This window comes from Williamsia phyllosphaerae, from assembly GCF_014635305.1.
GTDB lineage: Bacteria > Actinomycetota > Actinomycetes > Mycobacteriales > Mycobacteriaceae > Williamsia_A > Williamsia_A phyllosphaerae.
On the sequence record NZ_BMCS01000002.1, the window covers coordinates 94,367 to 116,398 of the forward strand.

Annotated in this window: 17 protein-coding genes; 13 read left to right on the forward strand and 4 right to left on the reverse strand. The window is 69.4% G+C overall.

The annotated features are described in order from the left end of the window. Positions 1–29: 29 nt before the first annotated feature. The 8 genes from IEV93_RS14355 to IEV93_RS14390 all read left to right on the forward strand — a co-directional run bounded on the left by IEV93_RS14355 (position 30) and on the right by IEV93_RS14390 (position 10,292). Positions 30–1,133, forward strand: coding sequence for an ATP-binding cassette domain-containing protein (locus IEV93_RS14355; RefSeq protein ID WP_188490685.1), 1,104 nt, complete (start codon positions 30–32; stop codon positions 1,131–1,133). Beyond that, entirely contained in the window at positions 1,130–1,948 is an 819-nt protein-coding gene (locus IEV93_RS14360) for an ABC transporter permease (RefSeq protein WP_188490686.1), read from the forward strand. Before IEV93_RS14355 ends, IEV93_RS14360 begins: the two co-directional genes overlap by 4 nt. A gap of 40 nt (positions 1,949–1,988) precedes the next feature. Beyond that, entirely contained in the window at positions 1,989–3,362 is a 1,374-nt protein-coding gene (locus tag IEV93_RS14365; RefSeq protein WP_188490687.1) for a hypothetical protein, read from the forward strand. A gap of 4 nt (positions 3,363–3,366) precedes the next feature. After that, positions 3,367–4,638, forward strand: a complete 1,272-nt coding sequence (locus tag IEV93_RS14370; protein ID WP_188490688.1) for a glycosyltransferase — start codon at positions 3,367–3,369, stop codon at positions 4,636–4,638. A 124-nt stretch (positions 4,639–4,762) separates the two neighbouring features. Further along, positions 4,763–5,776 carry an alpha/beta hydrolase gene (locus IEV93_RS14375; RefSeq protein WP_188491568.1) on the forward strand — a complete coding sequence of 338 codons (1,014 nt, stop codon included), beginning with the start codon at positions 4,763–4,765 and terminating at the stop codon, positions 5,774–5,776. 246 nt (positions 5,777–6,022) lie between these two features. After that, on the forward strand, positions 6,023–7,537 hold the full coding sequence (locus tag IEV93_RS14380; RefSeq protein WP_188490689.1) for a condensation domain-containing protein: 1,515 nt from the start codon (positions 6,023–6,025) through the stop codon (positions 7,535–7,537). After that, the gene (locus IEV93_RS14385) at positions 7,534–8,949 is read left to right on the forward strand and encodes a condensation domain-containing protein (protein ID WP_188490690.1); all 1,416 of its coding nucleotides are present in this window, start codon (positions 7,534–7,536) and stop codon (positions 8,947–8,949) included. Before IEV93_RS14380 ends, IEV93_RS14385 begins: the two co-directional genes overlap by 4 nt. Further along, positions 8,946–10,292, forward strand: coding sequence for a condensation domain-containing protein (locus IEV93_RS14390; protein WP_188490691.1), 1,347 nt, complete (start codon positions 8,946–8,948; stop codon positions 10,290–10,292). Before IEV93_RS14385 ends, IEV93_RS14390 begins: the two co-directional genes overlap by 4 nt. A 14-nt stretch (positions 10,293–10,306) precedes the next feature. On the opposite strand, the gene IEV93_RS14395 is transcribed toward IEV93_RS14390, so the two are convergent. Beyond that, positions 10,307–11,668, reverse strand: a complete 1,362-nt coding sequence (locus IEV93_RS14395; RefSeq protein WP_188490692.1) for a hypothetical protein — start codon at positions 11,666–11,668, stop codon at positions 10,307–10,309. Positions 11,669–11,711: 43 nt separating this feature from the next. Beyond that, positions 11,712–13,010: a hypothetical protein gene (locus IEV93_RS14400; RefSeq protein ID WP_188490693.1), complete on the reverse strand. Its 1,299-nt coding sequence runs from the start codon at positions 13,008–13,010 to the stop codon at positions 11,712–11,714. Positions 13,011–13,073: 63 nt separating this feature from the next. On the opposite strand from IEV93_RS14400, the gene IEV93_RS14405 reads away from it, so the two are divergent. Next, on the forward strand, positions 13,074–14,342 hold the full coding sequence (locus IEV93_RS14405; protein ID WP_188490694.1) for a glycosyltransferase: 1,269 nt from the start codon (positions 13,074–13,076) through the stop codon (positions 14,340–14,342). A gap of 148 nt (positions 14,343–14,490) precedes the next feature. Continuing rightward, on the forward strand, positions 14,491–15,354 hold the full coding sequence (locus IEV93_RS14410; RefSeq protein ID WP_229705192.1) for a glycosyltransferase family 2 protein: 864 nt from the start codon (positions 14,491–14,493) through the stop codon (positions 15,352–15,354). Positions 15,355–15,370: 16 nt separating this feature from the next. On the opposite strand, the gene IEV93_RS14415 is transcribed toward IEV93_RS14410, so the two are convergent. Together IEV93_RS14415 and IEV93_RS14420 are read right to left on the reverse strand one after the other, a co-directional pair. Continuing rightward, positions 15,371–16,186: an ABC transporter permease gene (locus tag IEV93_RS14415; RefSeq protein ID WP_229705193.1), complete on the reverse strand. Its 816-nt coding sequence runs from the start codon at positions 16,184–16,186 to the stop codon at positions 15,371–15,373. After that, entirely contained in the window at positions 16,183–17,136 is a 954-nt protein-coding gene (locus IEV93_RS14420; RefSeq protein WP_188490696.1) for an ATP-binding cassette domain-containing protein, read from the reverse strand. Before IEV93_RS14420 ends, IEV93_RS14415 begins: the two co-directional genes overlap by 4 nt. Positions 17,137–17,686: 550 nt before the next feature. Here IEV93_RS14420 and IEV93_RS14425 point away from each other — a divergent pair. Genes IEV93_RS14425 through IEV93_RS14435 form a run of 3 tightly spaced genes read left to right on the forward strand, consistent with a single transcriptional unit; the run spans position 17,687 to position 21,979 of the window. Further along, on the forward strand, positions 17,687–19,135 hold the full coding sequence (locus IEV93_RS14425) for a condensation domain-containing protein (protein WP_188490697.1): 1,449 nt from the start codon (positions 17,687–17,689) through the stop codon (positions 19,133–19,135). Between the two features lie 5 nt (positions 19,136–19,140). Next, positions 19,141–20,643 carry a condensation domain-containing protein gene (locus tag IEV93_RS14430; protein ID WP_188490698.1) on the forward strand — a complete coding sequence of 501 codons (1,503 nt, stop codon included), beginning with the start codon at positions 19,141–19,143 and terminating at the stop codon, positions 20,641–20,643. After that, positions 20,624–21,979 carry a condensation domain-containing protein gene (locus tag IEV93_RS14435; RefSeq protein ID WP_188490699.1) on the forward strand — a complete coding sequence of 452 codons (1,356 nt, stop codon included), beginning with the start codon at positions 20,624–20,626 and terminating at the stop codon, positions 21,977–21,979. Before IEV93_RS14430 ends, IEV93_RS14435 begins: the two co-directional genes overlap by 20 nt. Positions 21,980–22,032: the final 53 nt, after the last annotated feature.

Below are 22,032 nucleotides of genomic sequence, written 5' to 3' on the forward strand. Positions count from 1 at the left end.
ATGCCGACCATCGCGGGGGAAAGCGGATCATGACCGAACAGCGTCCCGGGCGGCATTCCCGGCGCGAGGATCACTCGACCAACGATGCGGACGATTTCGCGTCCGCCGCCACGCAGGTGTTCACGCCCGTCGTCGCATCGCCCCGGCATGAACCGATCCGGAAGACGCCGCCGAGCCGACCCCGACCCGTCGACCCCCTCGCCGTCGAGGTGTCGGGCCTGACCAAGACCTACGGAAATCAGCGGGTGGTCGACGACGTCGACTTCGTCGTGCCCGTGGGCACCGTCCTGGGCCTGCTGGGCCCCAACGGTGCAGGCAAGACCACGATCGTGCGGATGCTCGCCACACTGCTGCGGCCCGATGCCGGGGAGGTGCGGATCCTGGGGCGCGACGTGGCCAAGGAATCCACGGCGGTCCGTTCACTGATCTCGCTCACCGGGCAGTACGCGTCGGTCGACAACGACCTGACCGCGCTGGAGAACCTCGACATCTACGGCCGACTGCTGGGGTTGAAGGGATCGCAGGCGCGCAGACGCGCACGCGAACTGGTCGACCAGTTCGGCCTCGCCGACGCCGCGACCCGGCCGGTTCAGGGATTCTCCGGCGGTATGCGCCGCCGCCTCGACCTCGCCGCGAGCATGATCCACCGCCCCGCCCTGCTGTTCCTCGACGAGCCCACCACCGGACTCGACCCCCGCACACGGACCCAGCTGTGGGAGATCGTGCGCGATGTCGTCGCCGCCGGGACCACCGTCGTCCTCACCACCCAGTACCTCGACGAGGCGGACGCCCTCGCCGATCACCTCGTGGTCATCGACCACGGCCGCGTGGTCGGTCGCGGGACCCCCGAGACGCTCAAGAGGTCCGTCGGCAGCTTCTCGCTGTCGATCCGGCTGGCCGATCCCGGCAGCACCCCGGCCGCCGCCGCGACCATCGAAGAACTGCTCGGTCACTCGGTGGACATCGACCGCCGTACCGGCGAGCTGACCGCGCCGGTCCCCGACTCCGCCCGTGCCGCACAGGTCATCGCGGCGCTGTCCGCCCGTCGGATCACCGTGGGCGAGTTCGGCGTCCACTCGCCCTCGCTCGACGAGGTCTTCCTCGCCCTCACCGACGACCGGAGCAAGCCATGACCTCGACCGAGAACGTGTTCGCGGCCATCCCCACCGCGACGGTCACCGAGAACATCAGTGCCGGCAAGGCCGTCCGCGACACCGCCACGTTGGCGCGACGCGGCCTGCTCAAGTTCAAGCACTCCCCGCAGCTGCTGGTCGACGTCATCATCGTGCCGATCATCTACACGGTGTTGTTCGGCAGCATCTTCGGCGGCGTCATCGCCGGGGACGTGACGACCTACCTGCCCACCCTGATCCCCGGCGTGCTGGTCAACGTGGCGATCACCTCGACCGTGGTCGTCGGGATCCAGCTACGCGAGGACATCGACAAGGGCATACTCGACCGTTTCGTGTCGATGCCGATCTCCCGCATCGCACCGTTGGCGGGCGGACTCGTGGCCGCGAACCTGCGGTATCTGATCGCGGTGGTCATCACCGTCGGTGCGGGCGTGGCGATGGGGTACCGTCCGGCGAGCCCGCTCGGGGTGCTCGCGTCGGCTGCCCTGGTCGTGTTCTCCGCGTTCGCGCTGAGCTGGGTTTTCGCCCTGCTCGGGGTCGCACTGACGAAAGCCTCCGCCGTACAGGGGTTCTCGGCACTATTGCTCACCATCCTCGGCTTCACCTCGAACGCGTTCGTGCCCACCAGCACCCTGCCCGGGTGGTTACGGCCCATCGCCGAGGTCAATCCACTGTCGCAGCTGATCTCCGCGGTGCGTCTGCTCGCCAACGAGGGACAGGTCGATCACCATCTCGTCTACTCGGTGCTCGGTTCGTTGCTGATCATGGCGATCGCGACGCCGCTCACCGTGCGCATCTACCTGCGCAAGCTCTGACGAGCGCGCCCACCCCACGGCTCGACGCAGGAGGAACGACGTGCCCGACCGCACACCACCCGTGCTCCGCACCACCGCCGACGACGATCTCTTCATCAGGATGGACCGCGCCCTGGGCGTTCCCGTCGTCAACCAGATGGTCTGGCGGCTCACGTCGGCACCGGACGAACACGAACTGGAGCAGCTGTTCGGTCGGCTGGCCTCGGGGCGGCTCGGACGGCTGCTGCGCCGAACCGGCCTCCCACTGGTCCGGGATCACTGGGTCGGTGCCGGCGCCGCGTCGGGTCGACGGGTCGCCGACGCCGAGGCGGTGGCCGACGACGCGGTCGTCCCGTGGATCGATGCGGCCGCATCGCGACCGCTGGATCTGACCTCCGGGCCGGTGTGGGAACTGCGTTCGGCGCCGTTGGCCTCCGGGGGCGCGGTCGTCTCACTGTGCGTCGCCCACGCGGCCGGTGACGGCTCGGCGGTGCTCGACGCCGTGCGGGCCGCCCTCGACACCGCGACCACCACGACCTTCACGGCGCGTTCGCCGGGGCTGATCGATCAGGCCGCCGACGCCGTGACACAGGCGGGCGCCATCACCCGCAACCTCGTCGCCCTGGCCCGGGGCGCGATGTCCGGACGCACCGATGGGTCGCCGGGTGACGACGACACCGAGACGGCGCCGGTGTCCGCACGCACCAGCAGGGTCGTCCCCCGCGATCCCGAGGCCGCGCCCGACGACGAGATCGCCCTGGCCCCGGTGTGCATCGTCAGCGTCCCGTCCGAGCAGTGGGCAGCCGCGGCCGCCGCGGCGGGCGGTTCGGCCAACACCCTGTTCATCGCGGTCGTGGTCGGGATGCTCGTCGCCGGCGGTCGCGCCGACGACGACGACGTCGTCCGGATCTCCATCCCCATGTCGTTGCGCGGCGGCGTCCCGGACGACCGGGCCAACGCCACGCTCGGGTTGTCGCTGGACGTTCCCGCCGCGGCGGCCCGCGAGAAGGACCTCGCGACCATCCGGGCGCTGTCGAAGGACGTCTACGCCCAGCGCACGGCCCGCCCGGGCACCTTCGTCCGGCTGCAGCCGATGATGCAGGCGCTCGGCGACCGCGCCGTCGCCGCACTGAGCAGGGGGGCGACCACCCCACTGGCACTCGCGTCGAACCTCGGCACCCTCGACGACCACCTGGCCGGACTCGGCGATCCCACCCGGGCCGGCGGCATCGTCACCCGGTCGACCACCCAGGCCATCAGCACCGCCCGACTGCGAGAGCTCCGGGGCGGGCTGGCCGCCTGGGTCAACGACGCCGGCCACACCACGACGGTGTCGGTGATCGGCCTGGACCCGGACGGACTCGGCCGCAGGTCGCTCTCGCCGATCCTGCACGCCGAGCTGGCCCGCTGGTCCCTGACGCCCCGGGAGTGGTGACCCGATGAGACTCGCGCTCGCCCTCAACGGCAGCCGGGGCGATGTCCAACCGGGGATCGCCGTGGCGCTGGAGATGACGTCGCGGGGCCACGAGGTCGTCGTCGGTGTGCCGGAGAACCTGGTCGACTTCGCCCGGGGGCACGGTGTCGACGCGCACATGTTCGCCCCCGACACCGACGAGCTGCTGAAGTCCCCGCTGATCAAGCGCGATCTGAAGTCGTCGAACCCGCGGACGCGGGCACGGGCCATCCGCGAAGTGACCGAGTTCGGCGCGGCCACGATGGACGAGCGTTTGCTGGAGATGGCCGACGGCGCCGACCTCGTCGTCACCGGCCTGATGGGCCAGGAGCGTGGCGCGACGGTTGCCGAGTTCCGCGACGCGGCGTTCGTCCCCCTGCACTACTGCCCCGTCCGGCCGAGTCGGAGTGTTCCGGTTCCTCTCGGTCCGCTGGCCGCGCTACGGGCGGTGCCGGTGCTCAGCGAGGCGGTGTGGCGGCTGGTGGACCACGCCTTCTGGCTCGGTTCGGCACGACGTGGCGACGTCGCCCTGCGCGCGCGTCTGGGTATGCCCACCGCCTCGGGCCCTCTCGGCGGGCGACTCCGCAACGCGGGAACCCCGGAGATCCAGGCCTACGATGCCGGATTGTTCCCGGCGCTCGCCGCCGAGTGGGGGCCACAGCGCCCGCTCACCGGATTCGTCACCCCGCCCGCCCACGCGGGGCGGCCATCGTCCGACGACGAAGCGGTCCTGACGTGGCTCGACGAGGGAACGCCGCCGGTCTACGTCGGCTTCGGCAGCATGCCCCTGGCCGAGGCAGCCGTCACGTTCACCCACCTCGTCGAGACGATCCGCGCACACGGACACCGGGTTCTCGTCTGCGCGGGACCGAACGCCGACGCCGTCGCCGGGCGTCTCGACGGTCCCGGGGTGCTGGTGGTCCGCGCGGCCGACCACGGGCTCGTGCTGCCTCGTTGCGTCGCCGCGGTCCATCATGGCGGCGCCGGGACCACCGGGGCGTGTGCGCGGGCCGGCGTCCCGAGCCTGATCGCGGCGTTCAGCGCCGACCAGCCGTTGTGGGGACGCGCAATCAGCGACGCCGGACTCGGGGCCACGTGCCGTATCCGACAGACCGTCGACGGCGAAGAGTTACCCGAATTGATCCGAAGAATTCTCGATCCCGACACCGCACAACGCAGCCGTACATTCGCACAGTCGATGGTCGGTCCCCAGGACGCGATCGCGGCAATAGCGGAGATACTCGAACACACGGTGTGATGTTCGGTTCACCTACGATCCTGAGATCGTGCGTTCGCATCGGTTGTGCGAGACTGTGGCTCAACTCACGTAAGGACATTTGATGCATTCAGGAATCAGCCGCGAAACGGGGACATCTCCGATGATGAACTCCGCGCGGCCGTTGCGTTCACAGAGATTTGTGACGTTTCTCATCGCGCTCTTGACATCATTGTGTGTCGTCACATCCCTGTCGGCAACCGCGGCAGCCGCACCCTCGGTCTCGACGATCGAACGCGTTGAATCGGAGGGACCGACACAGTTCGGCGTATACGTCTACTCCGCGTCGATGGCGAAGACGATCAAGGTCCAGGTCCTCGTCCCGAGCACGCAGCGCGGCCCCCGGCCGGTGCTGACGATGCTCAGCGGTCTCGGCGAGGAGGACCCCACCAACAGCATGTGGCTGCGCAAATCCGACGCGGCGAAATTCTTCCGCGACAAGAACGTCACGGTGGCACTCCCGCTCGCGGGCAACGGCAGCTTCTACACCGACTGGCAGCGCGATGACCCGAAGCTCGGGCGCTACCGCTGGGAGACCTTCCTGACCCGCGAGCTGCCGCCGCTGCTCGACAAGCGGTTCTCCGGCAATGGGATTCACGGTGTCGCCGGCCTGTCCATGGGTGCGGGTTCCGCTCTCACGCTCGCCGCCCGCAAGCCCGGGTTCTTCAAGGCGGTCGGTTCGTACAGCGGCTGCTACTCGACGGCCGACATCGTCTCGCAGGGCATCCCGCGCGCCATCGTCGCGGCGTTCGGAGGCGACGCGACCAACATGTGGGGCGCGCCGAACAACCCGGCCTGGGCCGCACACGACGTGCTGCTGCGTGCCGGCGGGCTCCGCGGCTCCACGGTCTACGTCTCGGTCGGCAGCGGCCTGCCCGGCCCCTACGACGCGCCCAACTACCCCGGCAACACCAATCCCACCGACCGGTTGATCGTGGGCGGCGCCATCGAGGCGGGCGCGAACTTCTGCACCCACCGACTCGCCGACACGCTCGCGGCGAAGCGGATTCCGGCGACCTTCGACTTCGAGGCGCGGGGCTCGCATTCCTGGCCCTACTGGAACGATCAAATGCACCGCAGCTGGCCGACGCTTTCGCGCGGTTTGGGCGTAACCGGATAACAGTAAACAAAGATCTGTTGACGGATACGTAATAGGTGACAACATTTCGCTGCGAATGGTCACAGGCACTTGCGCACTGAGACTTTCACAGGCTAAATACTCACTCGACACCGAAAAAATCAGCGGCGATCGCGTTAGTGTCTGGTGTGGAGTGGAGCCCTTCGACAGGGCTGCGGAGCGGGGGCTCTGGGGGGATCGTCAATGCGCCAGGTCACACAAGTGCCAGGACAGTAAGGAGATCTCCCCATGGAGTACACCGAGCTCGCCGACTATCCACTCCCGGCCGGAACGGTCACCGAGTGGACGCCGGCCGCCGATGACAACGACTGGGCCGACGACGACCGCCGCCTCTCCTACGTCCATCTCGAGCACGCCCGCCGCGCCCACGAGGTCGGCGACGAGTGGTACAGCCAGTGGATCGGTACCGCGTTCACCATCGACCACCCGCTCTGCGCCGACGCCATGGCCGCGACCCTGCAGCGGTGGTTCGCCCGTCACGAGGCCTTCCGCTCGACGGTGACCCGTCGCCCCGACGTCGACGCCAACCACGTCGAGGACGAGTTCGGGCGTCGCATCATCGCCGCGGACAAGGTGAGCATCACGATCGCGCGGGACGACGAGCCCTCGACCAGCAGTGCCGTCTACGAGCGCATCAACGAGCTGTTCAACACCCGCATCAGCCCGCTGGCCTGGCCGCACTGCCTGGTCACCACGGTCGAACCCGAGGACACCCCGGGGTCGTTCCTGTTGGTGTTCGGTGCCGACCACACCGTCATGGACGCCTACACCCAGGTGTTCGCGATCAAAGAACTCACGCGGCTCTACGAGTCGGCACTGTTGGGCCACGACGACTCGCTCGCCACCTTCGGCAGCTACCTCGACTTCAGTCACGCCGAACGGGCCAGCGGCGCGCGTCTGGACGCCGACACCGTCGAGGTCACACGGTGGAAGAACTTCCTGCAGGCGCACTCCGACTCCACGTCGGTGACCCAGCCGGACCCGATGCCCGCGTTCCCGCGCGCGCTGCCCGCAGGCGAGTCGCAGGTCGGACCGCTCTCACGGGTCGAGACCACCCACTCGCGCTTCCAGGGCAGTCTGTCGACCTGGCTGCTCGACGCCGAGCAGACCGAGCGCTTCCACCGTGCCTCCAAGGCCGCGGGCGCGAACATGGCCGCGGGCATCTACACCGCGCTGTCGATCACCACGCACCGACTCTCGGGCACCGGGGACCTGCGTTTCATCAGCCCGGTCCACACCCGCACCGAGCTGCAGTGGGGCGAGGCCGCCGGATGGTTCGTCGGTCTGATCCCCGTCCACCTGCGTCCGGGTGCCGCACGCACCTTCTCCGAGGCCATCGGCCCGGTTGCCGAGTGTGCGCGTGAGTACAAGGACCTGGGCACGGTCCCGTTCCACCCGATCGCCGACCTGATCGGGCACCGCACCCCGCCGCAGTTCGTCGTCTCCTACATCGACCTCCGCGGTGCCGAGGGCGCCGACCAGTGGGACACCCACGACGCACGCGTCCTGCGCAGCGCCTGCGCGTCGTCGGACGAGGTCTACTTCTGGATCAACCGGATCCCGACCGGCACCAACCTCTCGGCCCGGTTCCCCAGCCACCACCCCGGCGCCAACGACGTGCACCGGTTCCTGCGCACCTTCAACGATGTGCTGCTCGAGATCGTCGAAGCCGGTGACACCGCGTTCGACGTCGAGTCCGCGATGTCGGCCCCGGGAGGGCAACCGGGCGGCCTCACTCCGTGATCGCGGGCACGCTGCAGGAGTGGGATCCCGCGGCAGGCGAACTCGTCGAATGGCGACTGCGGGACGGCGAGACCGTCACCGCGGGCGCTCCGACGCACCCGTTGGGCCCGTCGTTCCTCCAGCGTGACCACCTCGTCGCGGCGACGGCCAAGCGCGCCACCGGCGCGCCCCATCGCGCCGTCGTGATGATGGTGACCGACATCGACGAACCACTCGACCGCGACGCCATGCGTGCGGCGATCACCGATTTCGTCCGCGCCCACGACGAGGTCCGCAGTTTCTTCGAGGTGACGACCGACGCCATCGTCCGACGCGTGGCCGCGGCCGACGGCATCGAGTTCGACACCGTCGCCACGGGACCGTCCGGCGACCACACCGCGCTGATCGACCGTCTGCACACCCGCATCGACTCCGAGGCGGTCCACGACCGGTTGCCCGGGATCGCATTCGGTGCGATCGACGCCGGCGACTCGTTCGGTTTCTACGTCGCGTCCGACCATTCGCACACCGACGGCACCGCATCCATCGGTGCTCTCGGCGAGCTCTTCGAGCGGTACCGCGCACACCGGTCCGGCGCCGCGGCGAACATTCTTCCCGCGGGCAGCCATCTCGACTACATCGCCGACGAGTACGCCCGCGCCGCACGGGTGTCGCCCGACGACCCGCGCGTCGAGACGTGGCGATCGATTCTCGCCGACCACGGTCGGACCGTGCCGCGATCCAAGCTCGACCTGGGCCTGACGGGGCCGGACACCCTCGACGCGATCGCGATCGACCGGCCGCTCGCGTCCGCCGAGACGACGGCCGCGTGCGAGCGGCGTGCGCGGGCACACGGCGGATCGCTGCTCGGCCTCCTGTTCGCCGCGCTGGCGCGCGCCGAGTACGAGATCACCGGCGATCCGGCCTATTTCACCTCGACAGTGCTCTCGACCCGCGATCCGGAGTTCCCCGGCACGCAGGGATGGCTGTGCAATTTCGCACCCGTGGCCTTCCGAGCCGACTCCGGTGAGGACTTCGACGATCTCGTGCTGATCGCGTCCGAGGCGGTCCGCCGCACCCGTGACCTCAAAGCGGTTCCGGTGCACGCGGTTCTCGGGTTGCTCGCGGCGCAGGGTGATTTCGTCCCGGACGACGGCAGCCCACAGATGGTGTCGTATCTCGATTTCCGACGTCTCGCCGACGAGACCTCGCCGGAGATCGCCGACGGTCGGGTCATCCCGGGCGTGGGCCGCACCCGCAACGCCAATCTGTGGATCAACCGGAACAGCGACGGTCTGCGTCTGCTGTCCCACCTGCCCGACACCGTCGCCGCCCGAGCCTCGGTGACCGAACTCCACGATCGCGTCGGTGCCGTACTCGCCGAGCACGCCTCGCGCGCCGACCTCGTGCCGACCACGGTGGGTGACCGATGAAACTGACCACCTTCGCCAACCTCGACGTCCCGGCCGGACGCCTGCACCGGTGGACCACCACCGCCTCGGGTGTCGCCGCCGCGCACGCCACCGGCCCGTCGGAGAACGAGCGGTTCCACCTCGACGCGGTGGCCGACGGCGCCTCGGGGTGGCTTGCGGTGACCTTCGACATCGATTCCTCGACGGTGGATCTCGTGGCCGTGCAACGCGCTTTCGAGACCGTTCTCGATCACCATGAGGTGCTGCGCGCCCACTTCGTCACCGATGACGACGGCGCGGTGCGTCGGGTACTGCATGCGCCCGGCGGTCTGACGGTGTCGGCGGCGCAGACCGTCGAACACGTCGACGCCGCGGCGGCCAAGGAACTCATCTCCTCGACGATCGTCGAGGGGTGCACCGCGTCGGCGCCGGCCTCACACGTCCTCGCCGCCCTCGAGCACGCCGACACCACGACCATCGTCTGCGCGTTCGACCACTGCTACGTCGACGCGCACTCCCTCGCGGTGATCGCCGAGGACTTCGTCGACGCGTACCACGGCAAGGACCTGCGTCCGGCCGGGAGCTTCCTCGACCACCAGGCCGCCGAGGTGGACGGGGAGATGTCGGACAGCGATGCCCGGATCGTCGGCTGGAACGATTTCCTGACCGCCACCGACTGGCACGTCCCGGAGTTCCCCATCGATCTCGGGGTGGCCGAGGGCGAATTCGCACCCGCGCGCATCTACGTCGACACCGTCCTCTCCGCCGCGGACGCGGCGACCTTCTCCGCGTCCGCCGCCGAACGTGGTATCCGCTTCTACCCCGCCCTCCTGGCCTGCCTGGCGATGGCCACCCGCGATCTCGGTGGCCCGGAGAAACTGCCGCTGATCCTGCCGGTACACACCCGGCGCACCGACACCTGGTCGCGGTCGGTCGGCTGGTTCGTCGCGAATGCGCCACTGGTCCTCGACGCGTCGAACGACCTCGTGTCGGCCATGCGGTCGGCCACCGATGCCCTGTCGGCGGCCCTACCGCTCGCCGAGGTGGACCTGACGACCGTCTACGGCACGTTCGGGCACCGACTGCGCAAGGCCCGACACGACGTGTTCATGGTGTCCTACCTCGACTATCGGCGGTTCGACGGACTGCCGACGATGAACGTCCACCACGTCTCCAGCGACGGCCGTGCCGACACGGTGCAGCTCTGGTTCTGGCGCGACGAGAACGGCGTGCACCTGCGGACCCGCTTCCCGCACACCGAGATTGCCGCGACGGTGGTCCACACCCTGGTCGACGATCTCGTCCGGATCGCCTCCGAACAACTGCGCCACGGCCACGCGTCGCTGCTCACCTCACCCGCCTAGGCACGCGGCCGCACTCACCAGGCCGAGTGCGACAACCCCCACCGGTCGAGTTCCGCGGCGATGTCGCGGTGCAGTGCTTGCGGGTCGCCGAAATGGTCGGGGTCGATGCCGAAGAACGCGACGCTGACCTTGTCCGCGTACTCGACCGCCCACGCGGCCAGGGCCGGGCCCTTCTCCCTGCGCACCTGTGCCGGCTGTCCCTGCATGAGCGCACGGATCACGAACGACTCCGCGGTCACCCCGCCGATCTCGAGTGCGGTCGCCGGCGCCTCCCCCAGGTTCGACACCGTCGTGTCCGGCCCGACGAGCTTCGCCATCAGACGGCCGATGATCGCCGACGGCAGCAGACGCACGATCGGCTGCACGTTGTCGGCGACCTGTCGGTCGCCGGAGGTCGCGTAGTCGACGAACGCCTGCTTGCTCAGGGCCCGGATCCCGCCGAGACCTTCCTCCGGTCCGATGACCCCCGGGACCCGGATCCACACCCCCCCGGAGGCATTCGCGCGATCGTCGTCGTCCCCCTCGCGTTTGCTCACCGCGATGCACACGCGCATGACCCCGCCGGTCACCGGGACACCGGCCCGGGCGACGAGTCCGCCGATGACACCGGTGAACAGGCTGTTGGAGGTCCCGCCGAACTCCGCTGCCCGCGCGGCCCATTCCGCCCGGTCGAGGTCGTAGATCGCCAGGGTGGGTTCCGGGGCCGGGTCATCCACCGCGGCGACCGGGGACGCGGCCGCAGGTGGCGTCCGGACCGGATCAGCGGCTTCCGACGGTTGCTGCGGCGCACCACGTCGCGCGGCGAGGGCCGCCCCGGCGACGACACCCACCGCCCGCGCAGCGGCGACGACTTGACCGCCTGCGTCGCGCAGATCGGCACGGAGCCCGGCCATCCCGGTGGTGACCGCCGCGGGCGGCAACGGGTTGATCGAGGTGCGGGCGGCCGCCGCCGCCAGCGCACGGTAGATGCCCTGGCCGTCGGAGGTCATGTGCGAGACCAACAACGAGACCACGTAGCGGCCCGCGGAGGTGGGGGCGCCGTCGAGCTGCCACCCGTGTCCCGACACCGGGTCGAGACGGGTCGTGCGGACACGGGTGTCGAACCAGTCCGCGGTCGCCGAGTCGTCGATCGGGTCGGTCAGCAGTCGTGGCGGCGGTGTGGTGTCGCACCGCACCCACCGCGCCCGCGCGAACGGCACGCGAGGAGCGACCACCCGTCGCGCGAGGATTCCCTGCGACAGTTGATCGTTGAGGTCGGACAACGCCGTCGCACCGGGGTCCGTGGGCATGATCCAGCAGTACTGGATCGGTGCGGACATCCCGAAGAGCCTCTCCGCCAACAGGTATGACTCGTCGTTGCCGGTTACGCGATACACCCGGTCGACAATAGTTGCCCTGGCGTATCACCGCAGTGCGTGATCACCAGATGCGATGAACGACACCCCACGCGTCGAGCTCGGCGGCGATGCCCGCCCGCAACTCCGACGCACCGGCGAAGGCGGACTCGTCGAAGGCGGCGACCGAGAACGTCAGGGTGTCGCCCACCTGCACCGACCACGACTGCAGACCGTCGCCGAATCGATGGTGCAGGTCGGGGTCGACCCCCTGGGCATCACCGCGGAATGCCACCGCCGATGCCGTGTGCCCACCGATGCGGGCCACCTCGGGTCCGAAGACGCCCAGGTTCGAGGTCATCACGTCGGGCATGCCGTTGCCCGCGGTCGCCACCTTCGCCACCACCGAGACCGGCAGTACGTTCATCAGGGGCCGCAGGTGCATCATCGCCGGTCGCGTTCCCGCGGCCAGACGTTCGTAGGCCTGTTTGCACAGACGTCGCAGGGCGGTCAGATCTCCCCCCGCGGTGACCTCGCCACGGACCATCACCGAGACCCCCGCCGTCGCGTTGGCCCGGTCGTCGCCCTCGGTACGCCGGCTCACCGGGATGCCCACCTTGATGGGTTCGTCCGCGGGCAGGTGGCCCGCGGCCCGCAGCGCACCGGCGATGACCGCGACGAACAGGATGTTCGACGTGCCGTGGTGGCGTCGGGCGACCTCCTCCCAGTGCGCCGCGGACACCGAGACGACGGCCCAGCGGGTGCGCGCGGACGGGGAACGCTCGTGCATGGGCGCTCGCACGGCGCGGGCCGGAGGCGGTGGACCGTCGTCGGTCGTGGACCTGACCGCACTGGTCAGCGCCCGGGCGACCCCGCTGCCGGCCTGCGACACGACGGTGAGGACGTCGGCGAGGTCGGCCAGCACAGCCCGCCGGGTGGAGAGCGGGACCGGATCGGACGAACCACCCGATGTCGCGGCCGCGACCGCGGCGGCCACCATCCCCCGTCCGTCGGCGACCAGATGCAGTGTCGTCAGCGACACGACGAACCCGCCGTCGGCGGTGGGGACCCCACGCAGTCGCCAGGCCGAGCCGTCCACCGGATCGAGCGTGACGGTCTCCAGTTCCCCGTCGGCCCACGCCTCGATCCCGTCGGCGCCGATCGGCAGCGTGTCGATCACCACATCCGGTGTCGCGGGTGAGTGCGACCACCGTGGACGGGCGATCGGCACCGACGGCAGGACCACGCGACGGTTGAGGGATCCGACGGCGAGTTCGGCGTTCATCTGCGCCAGGGCCGCCGCGTCGACCACCTCGTCGAACGTCCACACCAGCTGCAGGACCACCGACCAGTCGAAGGCACGGTTGACGAACCAGTAAGTCATGTCCTGGGATTCGAGACGCCGCATGGTCTCGAGCATAGGGCCGGGCACATTACGGTGTTGTCCATGGAACTGGTCCTGTCGTTCAACGGCAGCCGTGGCGACGTCCAGCCCGGCGTCGCGCTCGCCGTCGCGCTGGGTGCGCGCGGTCACACGGTCCGAATGGCCGTGCCACCCAATCTGGTTGAATTCGCACGCGCCGCAGGTGTCCGCGCCGAGCCGTGCGGAACCGACACCAGGGCCCTGCTGGGCTCCGAGCTCGTCACCCGAGACCTCAAGTCGCGCAACCCCGTGGCGCGGATGCGAGCCGTGGCCGAGGTGACCCACCTCGGCGCCCGGGCGGCCCAGGCCGAGCTCGTCGACATCTGCGCGGGCGCCGACGCGGTCATCGGGGGCAGCGTCGGCCAGGAGCGTTCGCTCACCGTGGCCGAGGCGCTCGGTGTGCCCTACCTGCCGGTGCACTACTGCCCGATGCGCAGCAACGGGATCGCGTCACCGCTCGCGCAGTGGGGCATCGACCCGCCCGCGCCGGTGTCACGCGCATCGTGGCGGCTCCTCGAGCAGATCCTGTGGCAGACCAGCCGCACCGGGGAGAACCGCCTGCGGTCCGATGTCGGGCTGCGGTCCGCCCGCAGGCCCACCGCGCGGCGGATCGCCGACCAGGGGGTACCCGAGATCCAGGCCTACGACCCGAGCCTGTTCCCCGGGTTGTCCGACGAGTGGGGCGCGGGTCGTCCGCTGGTCGGCTTCCTCAACCTCGCCGCCGACACGCGTGCCCAGCTCGGGGCCGACGCACCCTCGGCCGCCCTGCTGGACTGGCTCGATGCCGGCGAACCGCCCGTCTACGTGGGATTCGGCAGCATGACCGTCGAGGACCCCGCACGTCTCGCCGACACCATCGTGCGGGGGACGCAGGGACATCGCGTGCTGGTGGCGACCGGGTGGAGCGACTTCATGTCCGACGCCTCCGACGACCGGATCCATGTGGTCGGCGCCGTCGATCACGACACCGTCCTGCCCCGCTGCTCGGTTGCGGTCCACCACGGCGGTGCCGGGTCCACCGCGGCCGGGTTGCGCGCCGGGGTGCCCGCCGTCATCTGCTGGCTGGGCGCCGATCAGCCGATGTGGGGCCGCCGGGTGGCGAGGGCGGGCGCCGGCGTCAGCGGCGCACTCGCCGCGCTGACCGCGACGTCGTTGCGCGACTCGATCGACGCTGCTCTCCTGCCGGCGTCGCGCGCCGCGGCGCGATCGTTGAGCCGCCGGTTCATCGCCCCGGTCCGGGCCGTCGATGCGGCCGTGGAGATCATCGAGTCCGCCGCACCGAGTCGGGGGTGATCACCACCACGATCGGCCGTCGTCGCCGGGCCGCAGCGCCGGAGATCCCTTAGGGTCAGGTCGTGTCGTGCGCGCGGCGAACCTTCTCACCGCACGCGCGCGACGCCTGATCCGGGGGTGAGGAACGATGTCGACGACGCTGCTGTCCGTGGTGATTCCCACGTACGACGAGGAGGACGTGATCGCCGACTGCCTCGACCGACTGCTGCCCCAGCTCGAGCACATCCACGAGATCCTCGTGGTGGACAACAACTCTCAGGACAAAACCGTCGACATAGTCGCGACCTACGTCGACCGGTACCCGGCGGTCCGGATGATCTCCGAGGAACGTCAGGGGCTGGTGTTCGCGCGTAACGCCGGTCTCGACGCCGCCACCGGAACGGCGATCGCCCGCATCGATTCCGACACCATGGTCGGACCGCGCTGGGCCGCCGACATCGTCGAGTTCCTCGACGCCGACACCGACGGTCACTGGGCCGCCCTGTGCGGCCGCGGCGAGGCCTACGGGCTCCCCTACGGCGATGCGATGTCGCGGCTCAAGGAGCGGATCGCGTTCCTGCCGTTCGCCGCACGCCGGCACGACAGGCAGGTCGAGGTGAAGCCGGTCTTCGTGCTCTACGGATCGAACATGGTGCTGCGACGCGACACGTGGCTCGCGATCCGCGAATCGGTGAGCATGCGCCGAGACATCTTCGAGGACGTCGACACCGGGTTGTGCGTCGGTGAGATCGGCGGTCGCAACGCCTTCCTGCCGCACCTCGGGGTCGGGGTCTCACCGCGCCGGATGGAGAGCAGCGTCGGCTCGTTCATCCGCTACATGAGCTTCCTGCCCCGAACGTTCCTGCTGCACAAGCGCTACGGCCTGGCAGTGGGTTCGATGACGCTGTACGTGCCGTGGGTGACGCTGGTGCACGCCGCCCGATTGATCCTCATCCGCAGCTACGACGCGCAGACGCGGACGTTCGCGCCACGTCACCTGCTGCGACGGACCACCGACCGGATCATGCCCTGAGCCACCCCGCCGCGCCTCAGGCGCGGCGCATGTAGACCCGAAGAGTCAACGGCGCCACCACGATCAGCACGACGGCCGCGCCGAGCAACGACCACACGATCTGCACGCCGTACCGGCCGTCGGCCATCTCCCGCACCGCCGAGACGAGATGTGAGACCGGGTTCACCCCGGCGAACGCCTGCATCCAGCCCGGCATCGTCGCCACCGGGACCAGTGCGTTGGACATGAACGTCAGTGGCATCAGCACGAGCATGGACACCCCCTGCACCGTGGACGCCTTCTCCATGACGACACCCATCAGCGCGAAGATCCAGCTCAGGGCGAACGCCACCACGACCACCAACACGCAGGCCAGTACGACGCCGACCGCACTGCCGGGTCGGTACCCCATGAAGAGACCGACGATGACGGTGATCGTGGTGCCGACGATGTAGCGGAGCACGTCGGCGAGCAGCGAACCGGCCAACGGCGCGATGCGGGCGATGGGCAGCGAGCGGAAGCGGTCGAAGACACCCTTGTTCATGTCCTCGCGCAACTGGACGCCGGTCGTGACCGAGGCCGCCAGGGCGACCTGCACCAGGACACCGGGGATGAGTATGGGGAGGTAGCCGGTCACGTCGCCCGCGATCGCGCCGCCGAAGATGCTCGAGAACATCACGGTGAAGACGATCGGCAGGACGATGACATCGAACAGGTGCTGCGGGTTGTGCTTGATCTTGAGCAGTCCCCGACCGGCCATGGTGGCCGATTGGGCGACCGCCTCGAGCACGGTGACCTGGCGCGCGGCGGGCGTGCGGGTGTCGAGGTGCGACACCGTCGAGACGGCGGTCATGCTGCGTCCTCCCCGACCCCGGTGATCGAGAAGAACACGTCGTCCAGACTCGGCTTGACCACGTCCACCTCCGCCAACTCGACTCCGACCGAACCGAGCGCCACCAGGATCCGCCCCACCACCGCCAGATCGGTCAGGGCCACGGTCACGGCGTGATCACCCGCGGTCACCGCCCCCATCGGCACATGCCGTTGCGCGACGGAGGACGCCAGTGCGACGGCCGTCGGTTCGACCGGCGTGAGAACCAGAGCCGAACTGCCCACCGACGACTTGAGCCCGTCGGCTGTCCCCTCGGCCACCACCTTCCCGCGATCGATGACCGCGATGCGGTCCGCGAGTTGATCGGCCTCCTCGAGGTACTGGGTGGTGAGCAGGATCGTCGACCCCTCGGCGACGAGCTGCCGCACCGTGTCCCACATCTGGGCGCGGGTCCGCGGGTCCAGACCCGTGGTCGGCTCGTCGAGGAACAGCAGCGGCGGACGCGAGATCAGACTGGCGGCGAGGTCCAGGCGACGTCGCATACCGCCGGAGAAGTTCTTCAACGTCTTCGACGCGGCCTCCTGCAGGCCGAACTGTTCGAGCAGGTCATGGGCGCGAGCACGTGAGTGTCGACGGGAGCGGCCCAACAGCCGGCTGAACACCATCAGGTTCTCGGTCGCGGTCAGGTCTTCGTCGACCGAGGCGTACTGCCCGGTGACACCGATCATCGACCGCACCTCGGTGGCGTCGGCGACGACGTCGCGGCCGAAGACGTGCGCGCTGCCGCCGTCGGGACGCAACAGCGTCGCGAGCATGCGCACCGTGGTCGTCTTGCCCGCCCCGTTCGGACCGAGCACCGCATACACACTTCCCTGCGGCACAACGAGATCGACCCCGTCGACCGCCGTCATGGACCCGAAGGTCTTGGTCAGTGCGTGGGTCTCGATTGCCGGCCGATCGCCCGCTGTCATGTCTGTCCCCTCGATCGAATCGTCGCGACATCGTCGTATGTCGCCGTCAGATACTCTGTCGTGTGCGCGATCTGGGCAAAGTGTAGGGGTCCATCCGCGCCGACGGCGACGCTGCGCGACGACGATCACGCCGCATCGGGCGGTCTTGTTCAGCTGTACGACGCGATGTCACACGCCCGTTACACGGATGCGATCTCGACGACTCAAAAGACGCCCACATCTCGCAGTCGCTGCGGCACGAAATTTTACGGTGACCGTGCTCACGTGACCGCGAATACTGTTGTCGTCGAACACTCCTGACCGATCAGGTCACCCTGTCGAGCTACCCGACCGGGCCCGACCAAGACCTCAGTGATGAAGAACACTCGTTACCCAGGTAAACAAGATCGGCCCGGTCTGCCTACCATTTGCTCATCACCGAATCGGTCATCTCCGTAAGAACGGGACATCCGACTGGCCGGCAGCGTCGCCGGAATCGACCGCAACCCACCCCTGGATGCGTATCGCTCATGCCCAGGCCCACCATCGGCGCGAAATCGGAAAGGCTGAAGTGGAATTCACCGAATTGGCCGACTATCCCCTACCCGCCGGACACCTCACGGAGTGGACTCCGCGTCTCGTCGACGGCGAGAACGCGTGGGTGCACGACACCCGGCCCCTGAGCTACCTGCACGAGGACTACTGCGGTCGCGGTAGCACCTGCCACCCACCGGTCGATTCCGAGGACGGACACCACCGGGGGTCGTGGCTGGGTGCGGCATTCGAGATCCCGCATCCCCACGACCCCGACGCGGTCGCCCGCGCGCTCACGGTGTGGATGCGCCGCCACGAGGTCTTCCGGACCACGGTGACCGAGACGCGTGACGACAACGATGTACGCCTGTCCCGACGATCGGTCGCCGATGTCGAGGTGTCCGGAGCCGACATCGGCCACATGCGCACCGGCACAAGGGTTCACGAACACCTGGTGGACCTGTTCGAGCGCCTCTCCCCGCTGCGGTGGCCGCACTGCCTGGCCGTCACCATCGCCCAGGACGACCCCGACGCGGACTCCTTCGTGCTGGTCTTCGGCGCCGACCACTCGGTGATGGACGCCTACTCCATGCTCCTCGCGATCGGGGAGATCCAGCGCATCTACGAATGCGAGCTCGCGGGTGAGGACCCCGAACTCCCCACCGCGGGCAGCCATCTGGATTTCAGCGTGGACGAGCGTGTGGTCGGCCGGTCCCTCGACGCCCGACACCGCGCGGTCGATGTGTGGAGTCGTTACCTCGCGCGTGACGACGGTCGGTTCCCCGCGTTCCCCCTGCCGGTGGCGGGACCGAGCTCGTCGCACCGCCGACACCAGAGCGGGACGTCGTCCTGGGTCCTGTCGGCCGCACAGTCCGACGCCATCAACCGGCGTGCCCGCGAGTCCGGACACTCCATGCAGTCCGCCGTCCTCGCTGCGCTCGCCCTGACCACTCGGACGGTGGCCGGAGCCGACGTCACCCGATTCGCGATGCCCATGCACACCCGCAACCAGGCGCAGTACGTCTCGTCGGTGGGATGGTTCGTCGGGATGATCCCGATCGAGCTCGACGTGCGCGGCGTGGAGTCGTTCGACGACTGCCTGTCACGAGCCGGGCACGCGGTCACCGAACACAAGGACCTCGCGCAGTTCCCGTACCCCCGCATCGCCGAGCTCATCGGCGTCGAGGAGGTACCGCGGTTCGTCGTGTCGTACGTCGACGCCCGGTTCATCCCCGCCGCCCAGGACTGGTCCCGGTGGGGCGCACGGACCCTGCGCGGGGCGGCCGAATCCGACGACGAGGTCTACCTCTGGATCGTGCGGTCACCGAAAGGCATCTCGGTCTCGGCGCGGTTCCCGAGCAACCCGGTCGCGACCGCGGGTGTCCACGACTACCTGAACTCGTTCACCGCGGTCATGGCACGGCTCGCCGCGGCCGGCTCCGAGACGACCCGACTGAGCGCCGACGACCTCGTGGCTGCGAGCTGATCGCGATGATGATCGACATGCTCTCGCACTGGCAGCCCGCGCGGGGCCGCCTGGTCGAGCTCTCGGCGTCGTCCGCATCGCTCGCCGCCGCCGCCGCGGCGCCCGCCCACCCGACGCCGGCATCGTTCCTCCAGGAGAACCATCTGCGGGGGTCCACGGCCACCGCGGCGCGTGGTGATGCGCACAAGGCGTACCTGGCCGCGACCACCGAGGTCGAGGGCCACTTCGACGCCGATGCCCTGGCTCGCGCGTTCCGGCGGTTCGTCGCACGACACGACGGGCTGCGATCGTGGTTCGACGTCACCGACGGGGTGGTGACCCGACACATGGTGGCCCTGTCCGACATCGCCTTCGAGGCAACCGCGGTGGGTTCGGTGGACGACTACGGCTACCTGCGGGCCGACGACGACGCGGCGCCGTTGCCGCGCCGGTTCTCCGATCACGTCGAGCAACGGTTCAGCCAGAATGCCAACGCACTGAGCTGGCCGGGTTTTGTCGCGGGTGCGATCGTCCGCGGCGACGGCTTCACGCTCTACTACGGCTGCGACCACGCCCTGAGCGACGGCATCTCCCAGGCACTCGTCCTGGCCGAGGTGGCCGACCTGTACCTCTCCGAACGCGACGGCACCGACGTCGGCCCGTTCACGTCGGCGCCCGCGGGATCCCAACTCGACTACGTCACGGCCGAACGCGCCCGCGCGCAGACGCTCACCGACACGTCACCGGAGGTGCGCGGCTGGGTCGACATCGTCGCGCGACACGGCAACCGGATGCCGCAGTTCCCCCTCGACCTCGGCCTGGCTCCCGGCGAGACCGCTCCGGTCGCACCGATCAAGTTCGATGTCCTCGACGCCGGGGGCGCGGAGGCCTTCGAGCGGACATGTCGCGACCACGGCGCCAAGATGATCGGCGGCATCATCGCGGCCCTCGCGATCGTCGATCACGAATTGGCCGGGGTCGACAGCTATTTCGGCATCACCGCGCTGAGCGATCGGGCGCTGGCGGGCAGCGAGCTGTCGCAGGGGTGGTTCTGCCGTTTCGCCCCGGTGTCCTTCCCGATCACCCCCGCACGGACGTTCACCGAATTGGTGTCCGCCGCTCAGCAGGGGTGTGAGACCGGGAAGTCGCTGTCCGATGTCCCGGTGCACACCGTGCTCGGCTCGCTCCTGGCGAGCGGGGCGCAGAGCGGCGACGTGCTCGTCACCCCGCAGTTGCTCTCCTACATCGACTTCCGGCGGTTCCCGATGGCCGGCACCGCCGTCTACGACCGCGGTATGCAGACCACCGGTGAAGGGCGCACCTCGAACGCGTCGATGTGGGTCAACCGCGACGACTCCGGTGTCTACGTCGGGACCCAGACGCCGGACACCCCGACCGCCCAGCGGCGTCTGGCGCGCTACCACCGACGACTGCGCGAGGTGTTCGCCGCGGTCGCGGCCGACGGCGACCACGTGATCGCCACCTCGGTCACCGAGAGGGAGCCCAGCCTTGCGCGTCACCACGATTGACCGGTTCACCCCCACGGGCGGGACGCTGCACACGTGGTCGGTGAACTCGTCGGACAGCACACCGGTGGTCTCCGCGGTCCCACCGTCGTTCAACCAGAGCTTCCACCTCTCGACGGCCGGCGAGTCCTCCGACGCGCCGAGCACGTGGCTCGCGGCGTCCTTCGACATCGACGGGTCCGTCGACCTCAAGGCCATGGAGCAGGCGTACGCGATGCTCATCGCCCGTCACGGCACGCTGCACAGCGGCTTCACCCGGGAGAACGGCGCCATCGTCCGACGACTCCACGACCCCGCGACACTGAGGCTCGACGCCGGTCCGCCCGTGGTCGGGCTCGACTCCGACGGACTCCGAGCGCACCTGTGGGACGCCCTCAACGCGTCGTGCCCGATGCTCGGGCCGCCGAGCTACCTGCTCGCCGCGGTCGACCGTACCGATCGTTCGACCATCATCTGCGGTTTCGACCACGCCCACGTCGACGCCTACTCGATGGCGATCGTCATCGACGACCTGCACCAGCTGTACGAGGGGTGCCTGGCCGAGTCCGGCGGGTTCTGCCCCCGACGCCTCCCGCAGGCGAGCAGCTTCGTCGACTACTGCGCCGCCGAGGCCGACGACGATCGCGACTACCGCACCCACCCGGCCATGGCACGCTGGCTCGAGTTCTTCGAACGGCACCGCAACACCCCGCCGTCGTTCCCCCTCGATCTCGGACTCGCCCCCGGCGAGCAGGCACCCCAGGCCGTCGACCTGAGACAGGTGCTCGACCGGACCGGACTCGAGGCCTTCGAACGCGTCTGCCGCGACCACGGCGCCAGCGTGTTCGCGGGCTTCCTGGCGGCGATGGCGCAGACGGCGCACAACCTCGGTGCGGGGCGCGAGATGTCGGTGCTGTTCCCGATGCACACCCGTCGCTCGCGGCTGTGGCACAACGCCGTGGGCTGGTTCACCACCAACGCCCCGTTGACCGTCCACTGCGGCGACGACGTGCTCGACACCCTCGCAGCCACCGGGCCGGCGTTGCGGTCGGCGGTCGCGCTCGGCGAGATCCCCGTACCCCACGTCCTCGAGGCGATCGGCGGTCTCACCTGCTCGCGCAACGACATCTTCATGGTGTCCTACATCGATTACCGCCGGCTTCCCGGCGCCGCCGCCCACGCCGAGATCGACGCGCACCACATCTCCAATGTCACCACCGCCGACGACGCACAGTTCTGGATCTCACGGACCGACGACGGCGTCGCGTTGCGCAGCCGGTACCCGGACACGCCGACCGCCCACACCCAACTGGATGCGTTCTTCGCCGAGCTGGAGTACGTCGTTCGCTCGATCATCTGATCCCGATCGCGGTGATGCGACGCTCGGGGACGGTGACCACTAGGCTCGGACGC